The organism is Bosea sp. BIWAKO-01, from assembly GCF_001748145.1.
GTDB lineage: Bacteria > Pseudomonadota > Alphaproteobacteria > Rhizobiales > Beijerinckiaceae > Allobosea.
This window is the reverse complement of sequence record NZ_BCQA01000001.1, coordinates 1,301,425-1,316,677: the sequence shown is the minus strand read 5'-3', so window position 1 is coordinate 1,316,677 and position 15,253 is coordinate 1,301,425. Positions and strand designations below refer to the sequence as shown.

At 64.5% G+C, this 15,253-nt stretch carries 15 protein-coding genes and 1 pseudogene; 12 read left to right on the top strand and 4 right to left on the bottom strand.

The window, feature by feature from the left end; all coding sequences use genetic code 11:
- The first annotated feature begins 138 nt into the window (after positions 1 to 138).
- The 7 genes from BIWAKO_RS06040 to BIWAKO_RS06010 all read left to right on the top strand — a co-directional run bounded on the left by BIWAKO_RS06040 (position 139) and on the right by BIWAKO_RS06010 (position 5,590).
- Entirely contained in the window at positions 139 to 774 is a 636-nt protein-coding gene (locus BIWAKO_RS06040) for a LysE family translocator (protein WP_069882217.1), read from the top strand.
- A gap of 141 nt (positions 775 to 915) precedes the next feature.
- Positions 916 to 1,428, top strand: coding sequence for a 3-hydroxyacyl-[acyl-carrier-protein] dehydratase FabA (fabA, locus tag BIWAKO_RS06035; RefSeq protein ID WP_043231524.1), 513 nt, complete (start codon positions 916 to 918; stop codon positions 1,426 to 1,428).
- A 118-nt stretch (positions 1,429 to 1,546) separates the two neighbouring features.
- A complete protein-coding gene (gene fabB, locus BIWAKO_RS06030) occupies positions 1,547 to 2,773 on the top strand; it encodes a beta-ketoacyl-ACP synthase I (RefSeq protein ID WP_069877764.1) in 1,227 nt (408 codons plus the stop codon).
- 6 nt (positions 2,774 to 2,779) lie between these two features.
- On the top strand, positions 2,780 to 3,052 hold the full coding sequence (locus tag BIWAKO_RS06025) for a DUF3303 domain-containing protein (protein ID WP_069877763.1): 273 nt from the start codon (positions 2,780 to 2,782) through the stop codon (positions 3,050 to 3,052).
- Between the two features lie 77 nt (positions 3,053 to 3,129).
- A complete protein-coding gene (gene fabI / locus BIWAKO_RS06020) occupies positions 3,130 to 3,963 on the top strand; it encodes an enoyl-ACP reductase FabI (RefSeq protein WP_069877762.1) in 834 nt (277 codons plus the stop codon).
- A gap of 107 nt (positions 3,964 to 4,070) precedes the next feature.
- Positions 4,071 to 4,316 carry a DUF2188 domain-containing protein gene (locus tag BIWAKO_RS06015; protein WP_069877761.1) on the top strand — a complete coding sequence of 82 codons (246 nt, stop codon included), beginning with the start codon at positions 4,071 to 4,073 and terminating at the stop codon, positions 4,314 to 4,316.
- 188 nt (positions 4,317 to 4,504) lie between these two features.
- Positions 4,505 to 5,590, top strand: a complete 1,086-nt coding sequence (locus BIWAKO_RS06010; RefSeq protein WP_069877760.1) for an aromatic ring-hydroxylating oxygenase subunit alpha — start codon at positions 4,505 to 4,507, stop codon at positions 5,588 to 5,590.
- A 189-nt stretch (positions 5,591 to 5,779) separates the two neighbouring features.
- On the opposite strand, the gene BIWAKO_RS06005 is transcribed toward BIWAKO_RS06010, so the two are convergent.
- Positions 5,780 to 7,012, bottom strand: a complete 1,233-nt coding sequence (locus tag BIWAKO_RS06005; protein WP_069877759.1) for an argininosuccinate synthase — start codon at positions 7,010 to 7,012, stop codon at positions 5,780 to 5,782.
- 263 nt (positions 7,013 to 7,275) lie between these two features.
- Between BIWAKO_RS06005 and BIWAKO_RS06000 the strand changes: the two genes are divergently transcribed.
- Positions 7,276 to 7,884: a 2-hydroxychromene-2-carboxylate isomerase gene (locus BIWAKO_RS06000; RefSeq protein WP_069877758.1), complete on the top strand. Its 609-nt coding sequence runs from the start codon at positions 7,276 to 7,278 to the stop codon at positions 7,882 to 7,884.
- 114 nt (positions 7,885 to 7,998) lie between these two features.
- Here the strand turns inward: BIWAKO_RS06000 and BIWAKO_RS05995 are convergent, their stop codons facing one another.
- The 3 genes from BIWAKO_RS05995 to BIWAKO_RS05985 form a co-directional block, all read right to left on the bottom strand.
- On the bottom strand, positions 7,999 to 9,051 hold the full coding sequence (locus BIWAKO_RS05995; protein WP_069877757.1) for a M48 family metallopeptidase: 1,053 nt from the start codon (positions 9,049 to 9,051) through the stop codon (positions 7,999 to 8,001).
- A 30-nt stretch (positions 9,052 to 9,081) separates the two neighbouring features.
- Entirely contained in the window at positions 9,082 to 9,639 is a 558-nt protein-coding gene (locus BIWAKO_RS05990; protein ID WP_069882216.1) for a LemA family protein, read from the bottom strand.
- A gap of 92 nt (positions 9,640 to 9,731) precedes the next feature.
- Positions 9,732 to 10,154: a GFA family protein gene (locus tag BIWAKO_RS05985; protein WP_244523367.1), complete on the bottom strand. Its 423-nt coding sequence runs from the start codon at positions 10,152 to 10,154 to the stop codon at positions 9,732 to 9,734.
- A gap of 136 nt (positions 10,155 to 10,290) precedes the next feature.
- On the opposite strand from BIWAKO_RS05985, the gene BIWAKO_RS05980 reads away from it, so the two are divergent.
- The 4 genes and pseudogenes from BIWAKO_RS05980 to sppA all read left to right on the top strand — a co-directional run bounded on the left by BIWAKO_RS05980 (position 10,291) and on the right by sppA (position 15,237).
- The gene (locus BIWAKO_RS05980) at positions 10,291 to 10,821 is read left to right on the top strand and encodes a GNAT family N-acetyltransferase (RefSeq protein ID WP_069877755.1); all 531 of its coding nucleotides are present in this window, start codon (positions 10,291 to 10,293) and stop codon (positions 10,819 to 10,821) included.
- 271 nt (positions 10,822 to 11,092) lie between these two features.
- A pseudogene (gene rpsA / locus BIWAKO_RS05975) lies at positions 11,093 to 12,805 on the top strand (30S ribosomal protein S1); the annotation flags it as partial.
- 88 nt (positions 12,806 to 12,893) lie between these two features.
- Positions 12,894 to 14,183 carry an Hsp70 family protein gene (locus tag BIWAKO_RS05970; protein ID WP_069877754.1) on the top strand — a complete coding sequence of 430 codons (1,290 nt, stop codon included), beginning with the start codon at positions 12,894 to 12,896 and terminating at the stop codon, positions 14,181 to 14,183.
- An 85-nt stretch (positions 14,184 to 14,268) separates the two neighbouring features.
- Complete coding sequence (gene sppA, locus BIWAKO_RS05965) at positions 14,269 to 15,237, top strand: signal peptide peptidase SppA (protein ID WP_069877753.1); 969 nt, start codon at positions 14,269 to 14,271, stop codon at positions 15,235 to 15,237.
- The last annotated feature ends 16 nt before the right edge of the window (positions 15,238 to 15,253 follow it).

The window sequence follows — 15,253 nt, the reverse complement described above, 5'->3', positions numbered from 1 at the left end:
GCCGTGTCACGATGATGCGGCGCCTAGTTTAGATGAGATGTAAGGCCTTGCTTCGGCGCTCGCAAGCTTCCGCCAGCCTCCTGACAGGATTCGGGCCCCTCTCCACGCATGATCGCGGCGGATGGTTCGGAGGCTGCCATGTCCGAGACCGCACATCTCTGGCTCTTCTTCAGTCTGGTTTTCGGCATCGTCATCGTGCCGGGCATGGATATGGCTTTCGTCCTGGCGAACGCGCTCGCCGGCGGGCGCCGCTCGGGCCTCTATGCGACGGCGGGAGTGATCGCGGCCGGCATCTGCCATGTCGTGGTGGGTGTCCTGGGCGTGAGTGCGGTGCTTCGGCTCGTGCCGATGGCCTTCGACGTCATGCTGCTGCTGGGTTCGGCCTATATCGCATGGATCGGCCTTGCGTTGCTGCGCGGCGGCGCGTCCTTTGCGCCGGTCCTGGAGACGCGGCGCCGCAATGGCTGGACGGCGTTCCGGCAGGGGGCCTTGACCAATCTGCTGAATCCGAAAGCCTATCTTTTCATGTTGGCCGTCTTTCCACAGTTCCTGAGGCCGGAGGCCGGCGCGATCTGGTTGCAGGCCGCGATCCTGAGCCTGATCATCGCCGGGACGCAATTTGCGGTCTACGGCTCGCTCGCACTCGCTGCGGCAGGCAGCCGCACGGTGCTTGCGGGCAACCGCCAGGCAACCATGCTGGTGGGTCGTGCGGTCGGTGCGCTGCTCGTTCTGGTGGCCGTCATGACGGCCTGGCAAGGCTTGCGCAGCCCGTGATCGCCGATCTTTCGGGCGAAAGACCCGGGTTGCGCCCTTTCGTTTCGGCGCAGGCCCGTGTTACGCACGGCTCCGAGAGCACATGACCATCGCCAATGCCGGATAAGGCTTGGCCAAGCGGTCGATACGGAGCGGGGCAGTATGGAGCGTCAGTCGTCATTCAGCTACGAGGAGATCCTCAGCTGCGGTCGCGGGGAACTGTTCGGACCTGGCAATGCGCAGTTGCCGCTGCCGCCGATGCTGATGTTCGACCGCATCACCGAGATCGCCGAGAATGGTGGTCCTCATGGCAAGGGCTTCGTGCGCGCCGAATTCGATGTCAGGCCGGATCTCTGGTTCTTCGATTGCCATTTCAAGGGCGACCCGGTGATGCCGGGCTGCCTCGGGCTCGATGCGCTCTGGCAGCTTACCGGCTTTTTCCTCGGCTGGCTCGGGCTGCCGGGCCGGGGAAGGGCACTTGGCGTCGGCGAGGTGAAATTCGCGGACCAGGTTCTGCCCAGCGTCAAGCAGGTCGTCTATGGCGTCGAATTCAAGCGGGTCTTCAAGTCCAAGCTTGTGCTCGGCATTGCCGACGGTTGGCTGGAGGCCGATGGCAAGCGAATCTATACGGTCTCAGACATGCGCGTTGGCTTGTTCAAGCCTGAAGGCGCTTGAGTAAAACCGCGCACCGGCCTTGCGCTCGCCGTCTGAGCGGTCCATCTGCGCGTGATTGAGAAGATAGACCGGATCTCCGCGAGGTCCGGTCCGTGACGAGAAAGCCGGAGAAACGAGCATGAGACGCGTTGTGGTCACAGGGATGGGCATTGTCTCGTCCATCGGCAACAATACGCAGGAAGTGCTGTCCTCGCTGCACGAGGCCAAATCCGGCATCGCCTTCATGCCAGAATTTGCGGAGCATGGTTTCCGCAGCCGCGTCGGCGGCGTTCCGACGCTCGACGCCGCCAGCGTGGTCGACCGTCGCGCCATGCGCTTCCATGGTGGCGGTTCCGCCTGGAACCATGTCGCCATGGAGCAGGCGATTGCGGATGCCGGCCTCGAGGCCGGCGAGATCAGCCATGAGCGCACCGGCATCGTCATGGGCTCGGGCGGTCCCTCGACCCGCGCCCTGATCGACGCCTATGACAAGGCGCGCGAAAGCGGATCGTCCAAGAAGGTCGGCCCGTTTGCGGTGCCCAAGGGCATGTCCTCGACCGCGTCGGCTACGCTTGCGACCTGGTTCAAGATCAAGGGCGTGAACTACTCGATCTCCTCGGCCTGCGCGACGTCGAACCACTGCATCGGCAATGCCTATGAGCTGATCCAGTGGGGCAAGCAGGATGTGATCTTCGCTGGTGGCTGCGAGGAACTGGACTGGACGCTCTCCGTCCTGTTCGACGCCATGGGCGCCATGTCGACCGACTTCAACGAGACGCCGTCACGGGCGTCGCGCGCCTATGACGTCAGGCGCGACGGCTTCGTCATCGCCGGTGGCGCCGGCGTGGTCGTGCTCGAGGAACTGGAACACGCCAAGGCGCGCGGCGCGCGCATCTATGGCGAGATCGTCGGCTATGGCGCGACGTCGGACGGTTACGACATGGTAGCCCCCTCCGGCGAGGGCGCGGTGCGCTGCATGAGGATGGCTCTGCAGGGCGTGAAGGCCAAGGTCGACTACATCAACCCTCATGGCACCTCGACCCCGGTCGGCGATGCCAAGGAGATCGAGGCGATCCGCGAGGTCTTCGGCGCCGGCGAGAAGAGCCCGCCGATCTCGGCGACAAAGTCGCTGACCGGCCATTCGCTGGGCGCGACCGGCGTTCAGGAGGCGATCTATTCGCTCCTGATGCTCAATAACGATTTCATCTGCGAGAGCGCCCATATCGAGGAGCTCGATCCCGCCTTTGCCGACATGCCGATCGTGCGCAAGCGCATCGACAATGCCGGCCTTGGTTGCGTGCTCTCGAATTCCTTCGGCTTCGGCGGAACGAATGCGACCATCGTGATGAAGCGGCTGGAGGTCTGAGCCTCCATGCTGTTCATGGTCATCGAGCATTTCGACCAGGCGCGAGTGAAGGACATCTATCGTCGCTTCCACGAGCGTGGCCGCATGATGCCCGATGGCCTGCGCTATGTGGACAGCTGGATCCAGGCGGATCTGGCGCGTTGCTTCCAGGTGATGGAATGCGACGATGTCGCGGTGCTGCAGGAATGGGTGCTGGAATGGAGCGATCTCGCCCGCTTCGAGATCGTGCCGCTGGCATCTTCCAAGGCGACGGCCGCGGCCATCGCCAAACATCTGTAGCAAGAGCCAAGCCGACCCGTCTGATCCAGTCTTTTTCCTGCTTAAGCACCCTTCCAAGACCCGAGTAGAGTCATCCCATGCTCCCCTTGATGCATAACAAGCGCGGCCTCGTCATGGGCGTCGCCAACCAGAACTCCATCGCCTGGGGCATTGCGCGGACCCTCCACGCCCATGGCGCCGAGATGGCCTTCACCTATCAGGGCGAAGCGCTCGGCAAGCGTGTGAAGCCGCTGGCGGAGAGCATCGGATCGAAGCTGGTCCTGCCTTGCGATGTCGAGGATATCGCAAGCGTCGATGGCGCCTTCGCTGCGATCGACGAGGCCTGGGGTGGTGATCCCGAGCGCAACACGCTCGATTTCATCGTTCACGCCATCGGCTTCTCCGACAAGAACGAGCTCAAGGGCCTCTATGCCGACACCAGCCGCGAGAATTTCTCGCGGACCATGGTGATCTCCTGCTTCTCCTTCACGGAAGCCGCCAAGCGCGCCGCCGAGCGCATGCCCAGAGGCGGCAGCATGATCACGCTGACCTATGGCGGATCGACGCGGGTGATGCCGAACTACAATGTCATGGGTGTGGCCAAGGCGGCTCTCGAGGCCAGCATGCGCTATCTCGCCGCCGATTTCGGTCCGCGCGGCATCCGCGTCAACGCACTCTCGCCCGGGCCGGTGCGTACGCTCGCCGGCGCCGGCATTTCGGATGCGCGCGCCATGTATTCATGGCAGCGGGCCAATTCGCCCTTGCGCAAGTCGGTGACGCTCGAGGAGATCGGGGGCTCGGCGTTGTATTACCTGTCGGATCTGTCGGGCGGCGTGACCGGTGACGTTCATCACGTCGATGCCGGCTATCACGTCACCTCGATGCCGGTGCTCGAAGGTTTGCGCGCGGCTGATAGCGGTAACGGCGAGTAGCCGAAGCCGATTTGGGTCTTCATCATCGGGCCGGCTCGGATTATCTTCGAGGCGGTGGAACCCGAGGGGCGTCCGGCGGTTCCGCTTGTGATCCTCGGAGGACGGCCATGGTCATGGTGAAGTACGAGATCGTCGAGCACGATGGCGGCTGGGCCTACAAGGTCGGCGGTGCGCTGTCCGAGACCTTCCGGTCGCATGACGCTGCGCTCAAGGCGGCCAACAAGGCGGCTGCCCGGCAGAAGCGACCCGGCGTCACCGACGGGATCGTCTACCAGGATGCCCGGGGCGACTGGCACGAGGAACTCGCGCAGGGCAGCGATCGGCCCCATACCTGGATCGTCGACAAGCCGTGAGCACGCTCAGCCACTGCATCTGCGCGGCCTGGCTGCGCCGGCGCGAGTGTCCTTGGGCGCATCCGAACCGGCATCCCGAGCGCGACAGTGCGTGTCGACACCAGCCTGCAATGCACCGGCAATCCCCAGGTCGACCTTGAGCCTGAGCCGCCAGCCTTCGGCGCGGCATAGGATACCCAAGGTCCCGAATGACTGTTTCAGTGATCCCGCCGATCGATGTTGTGGCGCAGGTGATGCCGGCGGCCAGCGAGTTTCGCGAGCCGCCCCGCGAAGCGTGGTACTGCGCCAAGAGCAAGGGACGGCTCGCTCCCGGCGCCCGCGAGAGCGTGACGATCCTTGGCGAACAGATCGTGATCGGTCGCAGACGCAGCGGTGAGGTCTTCGCCTTGCGTGATCGTTGCCCGCATCGGGGCGCGCCGCTATCGCAAGGACAGTTCGACGGGGTGGCTCTCACATGTCCCTTCCATGGCTGGCGCTTTGGCACGGACGGACAGTGCCTGGCCATGCCGACCCTGGTTCATGATGATGCGACCGATCCCGGGCAGGTCAGAGTCCAGGGCTTTCCGGTGCGAGAGGCGGACGGCATCATCTGGGTCTATCTGGGCTCGCAGCCGGCCGAGGCCCCGCCGGTTCCCGAGCTGATACCGCGGCGCGTACCGCGGTGCCGCGTCGCCGTTTCCGTGCTGGTCGAGGCCTCCTACGATCTATGCGTGCTCAGCCTGATCGACCCTGGCCATGTCGGCTACGTCCATAATTCCTGGTGGTGGCGGCCAACCGCGACGGCGCGGGAGAAGTCCAAGGACTTCGCCCCTCTGCCATTTGGCTTCCGGATGACGGCCCATACGGCGGCGGCGAACTCCAGGGGCTATCGGTTGCTCGGCCGGCCGCAGACCGAAGTGGATTTCCTGTTGCCGGGACAACGGATCGAGCGGATCACGGTGGGCAACCGTACCATCGTCAACGCGACCTTCGCGACGCCGATCGATGCGAAGCGGACGCTGCTGACGAATGTGCTGCTCTCCGACCTGCCGCAACTGGCGCCGCTGGCCCTGCCGATCCGCTGGGCGGCCCGGGCCTTTCTGCGTCAGGACCAGGATATTCTGGAACTTGCCCAGCAGGGTCTCGAGCGCAAGCCGACAATGCTGCTGATGGGTCAGGCTGACCGGCTGGCGCAATGGTATTTCCGGCTGAAGCGTGACTATGCCGCGGCCCGGCGCACGGGCGTGGCATTTCAGAATACGTTGGCACCCGAGCGTTTGCGCTGGCGCACCTGACCTGTTGCAAGGTTGATCAGGGCCGCGAAGCGCGGCCCGGCCGCTGACTGATCCAGACTATCGGCATCTCGCTTTGGTCGGGCTCAGCCAGACTGACCGGTTACGTGCGCGACTGAGCCGTTCTCTTTCATCCCGTGGTCCGTCCGCGCTGCAGCGGTGAACGCCGCAGCGCGTGAGGGACAAGCTCGATCAGAGACCGAGCTTCTTCTTGCGCTGGCCGAGTGTCCGCAGGCGTAGCGCGTTCAGGCGGATGAAGCCCGCCGCGTCGCGGTGGTCATAGGCGACTGCGCCTTCCTCGAAGGTCACCAGATCCTGGTCGTAGAGCGAATAGGGGCTGGAGCGGCCGACAACGTGGACGCCGCCCTTGTACAGCTTCAGGCGAACCTGGCCGGCGACGAATTCCTGGCTCTTGTCGATCAGCGCCTGCAGCATCTCGCGCTCGGGCGAGAACCAGAAGCCGTTATAGATCAGCTCCGCATATTTCGGCATGATCTCGTCCTTGAGATGGGCCGCGCCACGGTCGAGCGTGATCGACTCGATCGCCCGGTGCGCCGCGTGCAGGATCGTGCCGCCGGGCGTCTCGTACATGCCGCGCGACTTCATGCCGACGAAGCGGTTCTCGACGAGGTCCAGGCGGCCGATGCCGTTGTCGCGGCCGAGATCGTTCAATTTCGCCAGGAGCGTGGCGGGCGAAAGCGAGACGCCGTCGATGGCGACCGCATCACCCTTGGCGAAGTCGATGGTGATATAGGTCGGCTTGTCCGGCGCGTCCTCAGGCGAGATCGTGCGCGAGTAGACGTAATCCGGCACTTCCTGCGCCGGGTCCTCCAGCACCTTTCCTTCCGAGGAGGCGTGCAGCAGGTTGGCGTCGACCGAGAAGGGGGCCTCGCCGCGCTTGTCCTTGGCGATCGGGATCTGGTGCTGTTCGGCGAAGGCGATGAGCTGCTCGCGCGAACGCAGGTCCCATTCGCGCCAGGGCGCGATCACAACGACATCGGGCTTCAACGCATAGGCGGTGAGTTCGAAGCGGACCTGGTCGTTGCCCTTGCCGGTCGCGCCATGGGAGATGGCGTCGGCGCCGACCCTCTCGGCGATCTCGATCAGCTTCTTGCCGATCAGCGGGCGAGCGATCGATGTCCCGAGCAGGTAGACGCCTTCATAGGCGGCATTGGCCCGGAACATCGGGAAGACGTAGTCGCGGACGAATTCCTCGCGCAGGTCCTCGATATGGATGTTCTCGGGCTTGATGCCGAGCAGCAGCGCCTTCTGGCGAGCGGGCTCCAGCTCCTCGCCCTGGCCGAGATCGGCGGTGAAGGTCACCACCTCGCACTCATAGGTGGTTTGCAGCCATTTCAGGATGATCGAGGTGTCAAGGCCGCCGGAATAGGCGAGCACGACCTTCTTCACGCGCTTGTCGGACATCGATGATCTTCCTGCTCTGACGGCATGTTTCCATGCCGGGGACGCTTCGACTGTGGATGGCCCTGTTTTCGGCTCAATGGCGCACTATCGCAGCCCTCGGGACGACGCAATCGGAACCTTCTGATCGATCAAACGTCATCCCGTGATGGGTCGGTATCAACGATGCCGATTGTGCAACACGCGTCCTGCGTGCTTGCAGTCGCGCCGCGACAGGTCGAAGCTTCCCGAGCGCGACTCAAACCGATGACCGACCTGGAGGCTGAATGCCGAATCGTCCCGTCCTCGACTTCTGGTACGAGTTCGCGTCACCCTATTCCTTTCTGAGTGCCTTGCGGGCTGAAGCCGTGGCAGACGAAGCGGGAGTGGCGCTGCGTTGGCGGCCCTTCCTGCTGGGGCCGATCTTTGCCGGCCAGGGCTGGACGACGTCACCTTTCAACCTGTTCCCGAACAAGGGCCGCTATATGTGGCGCGATCTCGAGCGCCAGACCGCCCGTGCCGGCATCAAGCTTGTCCGGCCCAACCCGTTTCCACAGAATTCCCTCGTCGCGGCGCGCGTCGCGCTCGCAGGGCGCGAGGCAGGCTGGATGCCCGCCTTTTCGAAGGCGCTGTTCAGGGCGGCGTTCTGCGAGGGACGAAACATTGCCGAGGAAGCCGTATTGGTCGCGGCACTGAAGGAGGCTGGCGCGGATCCCGGCTCCGCGTTCTCGGCTTCGCGCAGCGAAGAGGTCAAGGGCAGGCTGAAGGCCGAGACCGAACTCGCGAAATCGCTCGGGATCTTCGGCGCGCCGGCCTTCGTCACTGGCGATGGCGAATTGTTCTGGGGAGATGACCGGCTGGGCGAGGCCCTCCGCTGGGCCCGGGATGGGCGTTAGTTTATGGGGCCGGTATCCGGTCCGATGAACCAACCGTCTGTGTTTGCACCGGCCTTTCCAAAGGACTGCAATCCACTTTTCGGACCGATGCCTTGAGCACGAGGCTGCCGCTGGTCAGTCCTGCGGCCTGGCGCCCCACGGACCGCGCGCCGTCCCGACCATGGTCGGCAGATCCTGACGCTCTGCCATTCTGGGCGGATGCGGAGGCATCGCCGGCATCCGGCCCCCTGCCGTCTCGACGAGCGCCTGCACGCGTTTGGTGATCGAGGGATGTGTCGAGAACAGGTCGGCGAAATCGTCGGGGTCGTTCTCGAAGCACATGTCCATGACACCCGACGGCACTCCGTCGATATCGGCGCGCCCGGCAATCTTGAGCAGAGCGGAGATCATCGCGTCCGGATTCTTGGTCAGCTCGACCGCTCCGGCATCGGCCAGATACTCGCGCGAACGCGACAGCGACAGGCGGATCACCACGGCGAGCAGCCAGGAGATTGCGATGATTGCGACGCCGAGCAGGATGGCGACGCCGCTGCCCTTCTTGTCATCGTTGGACGAGACCCGCACGCGCCCGACGCTGCGGAAGATGATCTCGCCGATGAACGAGATCACGCCTGCGATCACCACGGCGATGATCATCATCCGGACGTCGCCATTGCGGATATGGGTCAGCTCATGTGCAAGAACGGCCTCGATCTCATCATCCGTGAGGGTCTGGATCAGGCCGGTCGTGACCGTGACGGTGAACTGCTTGTCGTTGACGCCGCTGGCGAAGGCATTGAGGGCCTCGCTTTCAACGATCGAGAGCCTGGGCACGGTGAGCCCTCGCGAGATGCAGAGGTTCTCCAGCATCCGGTAGAGCTTGGGGTTCTGCTCCCGCGTCACGCCCTTGGCGCCGGTGACCGCACCGATCAGCCCGACATTGATCTTGAAGCCAATGAAGACCCAGGCCGTGGCTGCGAGCGTGATGAACGGAAACCAGGACCAGAACAGGTGGATCGTCTCTGAATAGACGCTCTGTCCGCGCGCGACCCCGCCATAGCCATAGGCAATCAGGATCAGGCCGTAGCTCGTCAGATAGACCAGCAGGAACAGGCCGGCGATCAGGAAGCCCGACCTGATCCGGTTGTTGCGCATATGGGTATAGAGCCCGAAGGCCTGACCCGGCATGGCGCCGCTCCGTTGCCGCTCTCGAGCCGGTCAGAACTTCACAGTGGGGGCGACATCGAGCTGCGCGCGTGCCTGCTCGCCTACATCGAAGAATTCCCGCGGGGTGAAACCCATCTGCGGCGCGAAGAACACGGCCGGAAAAGCCTGGATCGCAGCGTTGAACTCGCCGACGGCGTTGTTGAAGAAGCGTCGCGCCGCCGCGAGCTTGTCCTCGACATTGCTGAGTTCGCTCTGGAGCTGCTGGAAATTGGCGCTTGCCTTGAGGTCGGGATAGGCCTCGGAAAGAGCGAGCAGGCGGCCGAGCGCGCCGGAAAGCTGCTGTTCCGCCGCTGCCTGGGCTTGCGGGCCCTGGGCCGACAGGGCCGCGTTGCGTGCCTTGACGACAGCGTCGAAGGTCTCGCGCTCATGCGAGGCGTAACCCTTCACGGTCTCGACAAGGTTCGGGATCAGATCGTGGCGCTGCTTCAGCTGGACGTCGATATCGGCGAAGGCCTGGTTGACCCGCTGCCGCATCGCAACGAGCCCGTTATAGGTCATGACAAGATAGATGGCGGCGGCCGCAAGGAGCCCGAGAACGATCCAGCCCATGAATTCCTCCTCAGCGCCGGACAGCGCGGCGCGCAAGGTGGCATGAAGAGCAACTCCGGGGAAGCGGGGCCGGGCGCCGATTCTTAAAGGACCTAGGGAGCGCCGACGTCCCGTTTCGGTTCCTCCAGATGCCACCATCCGGGCCGCCCCTCGCGATAGCTGTGAGAGGTCGGCATCAGCTCCGCCGAGAGCGGCTTGTCGAAACTGCCGAGGAGCAGCGCAATGACGGGATCGTCATCGACTGCGCCGATGCTGCTGCCGCAGGCCGGACAGAAGGCCCGGCTCGAATAGTCCGACGAACGGAAAAGCGACGGCGCCCCGCCGGGGCCGGTCCAGGCGATTGCGTCTCTGGCGAACTCGACCCAGGCGACGGTCAGTGCTCCCGTATGGCGCTGGCATAGGGTGCAGGAGCAGGTGTGCGGCTTCTCGGCGGGGCCCTTGGCCTCGAAGCGGATCGCGCCGCAAAGGCATCCGCCGGTATAGTGCGTCGGCTTGGCCATTCGCCGGGTCGTCATGATTCGCTGCCCCAATTCCGGCGGTGTCCTCACCGTCGGTTCGCCCTATCCCGTCGCCGGGTGGACTGAAACCCCCATCGGAGTATGTCCAACGCGATTGCCGGGTGCTGCGGAGCGATGAATGACTGGATGTGACATGGCCGAAATCACCATACGCCTCGCCGTGCCGCGAGATGCCGTCCGCCTTCCGGAGATCGAGCGTTCTGCCGGCCAGATCTTCCGAGCGGTGCCAGAGCTGGCCTGGATCGCGGACGATGCCGTGATGTCGGCCGAGGCCCATCGTGCCAGCATCGTCGCTGGCACGAGCTGGGTTGCTCTTGACGTGGCAGGCGACGTCGTCGGCTTCCTCAGTGCCGAGCGGATCGACGCCGAATTGCATGTCTGGGAGCTGGCGGTCCGTGCAGAACACCAGGGCAGGGGCATCGGCACTCACTTGGTTGGCGCAGCCACCGGCCATGCCAGGGCGAGCGGGCTGCGGGCCCTCACACTCACCACCTTCCGCACCCTGGCCTGGAATGAACGCTTCTATACTCGGCTCGGCTTCGTGACGCTCGAAGGCGGCGCGGTCGAGGGACGGCTCGGCGCCGTCCTGGAGCGCGAAGGGATACTCGGGCTCCCCATCGAGCGCCGCTGCGCCATGCGCCTCGACCTGATCGCGAGCAGCTGACGGGCAAAACTCTTGCCGTGCGTCGCTTGATCGACTACATCCGCCTCGTCCGAAGGGCCGTGATCGATCACAGCCGGGGGCGGCCTTTGAGGCTGGCTCCCGTTTGGTGTTGGGGGCGAGTTCGTCGGATACGGATCATGTTCGACGGCTCAGCGCCGCCAGCCTCCCTGCGAGGCAGCCTCCATGAGGCGCCGTCGGAGACGGTCCGGACCGCAGCACCAACCCAAACGGCGCTTGCCGGCTATCGCGGGATACGCGACCGGCGTCAGGAGAATGCATGTCAGCCGTAGAAAGCTATCACGCGGGTCGCGAGGATTTCGCCGCCCTGCTCGAGGAATCCTTCGCCCGTAACGACGCGCTTGAAGGTTCCGTTATCAAGGGCATCGTCGTCGCCATCGAGAAAGATATGGCGATCATCGATGTCGGCCTGAAGACTGAAGGCCGCGTCGCCCTCAAGGAATTCACCGGCCCCGGCCGCGACCAGGAAATCAAGGTCGGCGACGAGGTCGAGGTCTATCTCGACCGGGTCGAGAACGCCCTCGGCGAAGCCGTGATCTCGCGCGACAAGGCTCGCCGCGAAGAAAGCTGGGTCAAGCTCGAGAAGGCCTATGAGGCTCGCGAGAAGGTCACCGGCATGATCTTCAACACGGTCAAGGGTGGCTACACCGTTGACCTCGACGGCGCCGTCGCCTTCCTGCCGCGTTCGCAGGTCGACATCCGTCCGATCCGCGACGTCGGCCCGCTGATGGGCCAACCGCAGCCGTTCGAGATCCTCAAGATGGATCGTCGTCGCGGCAACATCGTCGTTTCGCGCCGCACGGTTCTCGAAGAGACCCGCGCCGAGGCCCGTTCCGAGCTGGTCGCCAGCCTCGAAGAGGGTCAGGTCATCGACGGCGTCGTCAAGAACATCACCGAATACGGTGCGTTCGTTGACCTCGGCGGCATCGACGGCCTGCTGCACGTGACCGACATGGCCTGGCGCCGCGTCAACCATCCGTCCGAGGTCGTAACCATCGGTCAGACGGTCAAGGTCAAGATCATCAAGATCAACCAGGAGACGCACCGCATCTCGCTTGGCATCAAGCAGCTGCTGGCCGATCCGTGGGATGGCATCGCCGCCCGTTATCCGGTCGGTGCGCGCCTCAAGGGCCGCGTCACCAACATCACGGACTACGGCGCGTTCGTTGAAGTGGAGCCGGGCATCGAAGGCCTCATCCACGTCTCCGAGATGTCCTGGACCAAGAAGAACGTCCACCCCGGCAAGATCGTCTCGACCTCGCAGGAAGTCGACGTTGCGATCCTCGAGGTCGATCAGGTCAAGCGCCGCATTTCGCTCGGTCTCAAGCAGACCCTGCGCAATCCGTGGGAGGTCTTCGCCGAGACCCACCCGTCGGGTTCGGTGGTCGAGGGCGAGGTCAAGAACAAGACCGAGTTCGGTCTCTTCCTGGGTCTCGAAGGCGACATCGACGGCATGATCCATCTCTCCGATCTCGACTGGAACCGTCCGGGCGAGCAGGTCATCGAGGAATACAAGAAGGGCGACATGCTTCAGGCTGTCGTTCTCGATGTGGACGTCGAGAAGGAGCGTATCTCGCTCGGCCTGAAGCAGCTTGGCGGCGATCCCTTCGTGGATGCCGGCGAGTTCAAGAAGGGCCAGGTCGTCACCTGTGAGGTGATCGAGGTCAAGGAAGCCGGTCTCGACGTCAAGATCACCGGCACCGACATGACCACCTTCATCAAGCGCGCCGAAATCGCACGCGAGCGCTCCGAGCAGCGCCCCGAGCGCTTCGCGGCTGGCGAGAAGGTCGATGCCCGCGTCATCCTGTTCGACAAGAAGGCTCGCAAGATCCAGGTGTCGATCAAGGCGCTGGAAATGGCCGAAGAGAAGGAAGCGATCGCTCAGTTCGGTTCGTCCGACTCCGGCGCCTCGCTTGGCGACATCCTCGGCGCGGCCCTCAAGAAGGCCAGCACCGAGAAGAAGTGATCTTCGGGCCGCGCCTCGCGGCCTGACACATCCATCAGCCCGCGCGGAGAAATCCGCGCGGGCTTTTGTTTCGGCGAAAGGAAGCGGCATGAACGACATCGCGATCGGCATCGATTTCGGCACCACCAACAGCGTGGTCGCCCTGGCACGGCCGGATGGTTCGGTTTCGACCCGCAGCTTTACGACGAAGCAGGGCGCCGTCGACGCCTACCGCTCGGCGCTGATGTTCTGGCGCGAGGGGCGGCCGCCGCAGGCCCGTGTCGTTCATGTCAGCGGACCTGACGCGCTCGACATGGCGCTGGGCATGACGACCGAGCATCGCTTTCTGCAATCGTTGAAGACGCATCTGTCCAGCCGCGCCTTCCAGGAGACGCGTCTGTTCGGAAAACTGTATCGGCTCGAGGACCTGATCGGCGTCTTCCTCGCCGATCTCAGTGCCGGGCTCGACGATCTTTCGGAGACGCCACTGATCTCGGGGCGCCCCGTGGTCTTCGCCGGCGAGCGTCCGGACGAGGAACTGGCCGTGAAACGCCTGTCGGCCTCCTATGCGAAGGCTGGCATGCCCAAGGTCGATTTCGCCTATGAACCGCTCGGCGCGGCCTATTGGTATGCGCGCGACCTGAAGACGCCCCAGACCATGCTGGTAGCCGATTTCGGCGGCGGCACGAGCGACTTCTCCGTGATGCGCTTCGAGCCTGGCGGGACCGGGCGGCTGGAAGCGATCCCGCTCTCGCATGCCGGTGTCGGCGTCGCCGGTGACACCTTTGACTATCGCATCATCGAACATGCCGTCTCGCCCCGGCTCGGCAAGGGCTCGCAGTATCGTTCCTTCGAGAAGCTGCTGCCGATACCAGCCCATTACCACGCGGCCTTCGCGCAATGGCACCGGCTCTCGCTGATGAAGAGCCGCGAGACCATGGCCGAGCTCAAGGCGCTGATCCGCGACGCGGTCGAGCCCGGCAAGCTCGAGGATCTGCTGACCGTGATCGAATACGATCTTGGCTATGAACTCTATCGCGCCGTCTCAGCAGCCAAGGTTGCGCTGTCGTCGCAGGACGAGACCGTGCTGAACTTCCGCCAGATGGATGTCAGCATCGAGGGGACGATCCACCGGACGGATTTCGAAAGCTGGATTGCCGAGGACGTCGCGTCCATCGAGGCGGCGCTCGATCGTGCCCTCGTCGAAGCCAAGGTCGAATCCGGTGCGATCGAGGCCGTCTTCATGACCGGCGGAACATCGCATGTGCCGGCCGTGCGTGCCCTGTTCGATCGTCGCTTCGGTTCGGAACGTGTTCACATTGGTGATGCCTTCCGGTCTGTCGCAAGCGGCCTTGCCCTGTTGGCGCTCGACCGGCAAAGAGCGACGCTCGACGCCTGAGGCCGAGCGTCGCCTTGCCCCGCCGCTGCGGCGAGGCTACATCACGGGCCCAGCCAGCGTCCGTGACCACAGGAGCGTTTACCCCATGTCGTCCGATGCAGACCTGCTCGCCGACCGCCGCAACCTGCGGCGCAAGCTGACGCTCTGGCGCCTGCTCGCCGTACTTGGCGTCATCGCGGCGGCTGTTGTCGCGGGGCTGGCCTGGAGCGGCAACGCACCCGGTTCGACCTCCCGTGCGCATATCGCCCGGGTCACCATTTCGGGTTTCATCTCCGGGGACAGGCGTACGCTCGATCTCATCAAGTCGCTCGAGGACAGTCGGGCGTCCGCCGTCGTGGTTCGGATCGACAGCCCCGGCGGCACCACCAGCGGCTCCGAGGCTTTGCACATCGCGCTGCGCAGTCTGGCGGCCAAGAAGCCGATGGTGGCGGTCGTTGACGGGCTCGCCGCCTCGGGCGGCTATATCGCGGCGATGGGCGCGGACCGCATCGTTGCACGCCAGACCTCGCTCGTCGGCTCGATCGGCGTGCTCTTCCAGATTCCCAATGTCGGCCGGCTGCTCGACACCGTCGGGGTCAAGGTCGAGGAAATCAAATCGAGCCCGCTGAAGGCGGCGCCGAACGGCTTTGAGCCGACCTCGCCTGAGGCGCGCGCCGCTCTGCAACGCGTGGTCGAGGACAATTACGATTGGTTCAAGCGCCTTGTCGGGGATCGCCGCAAGCTCGGAGAGACCGAGATTGCCGTTGTATCCGACGGCCGCGTCTATTCCGGCCGGCAGGCCGTCGGCCTCAAGCTGGTCGACGAGATCGGCGGCGAGCCGGAGGCGATCGCCTGGCTCGAGCGCGAGAAGAATGTCGCGAAGGATTTGCCGGTGCGTGATTGGCGCCGCCGTAACGAGTCGTCCTCGTTTGGCCTATGGAGCGCCGGCGAGGCGATGGCCCGGGCAGCCGGTCTGGAATCCCTGGCCGTGATCCTTGCGCGGGCTGCCGATCAGCCGGTTGGCCTTCGGCTTGACGCGCCCTTGGCGCTCTGGCAGCCTGTCGCCGAAAAGTGATGTTGATACAATCGGT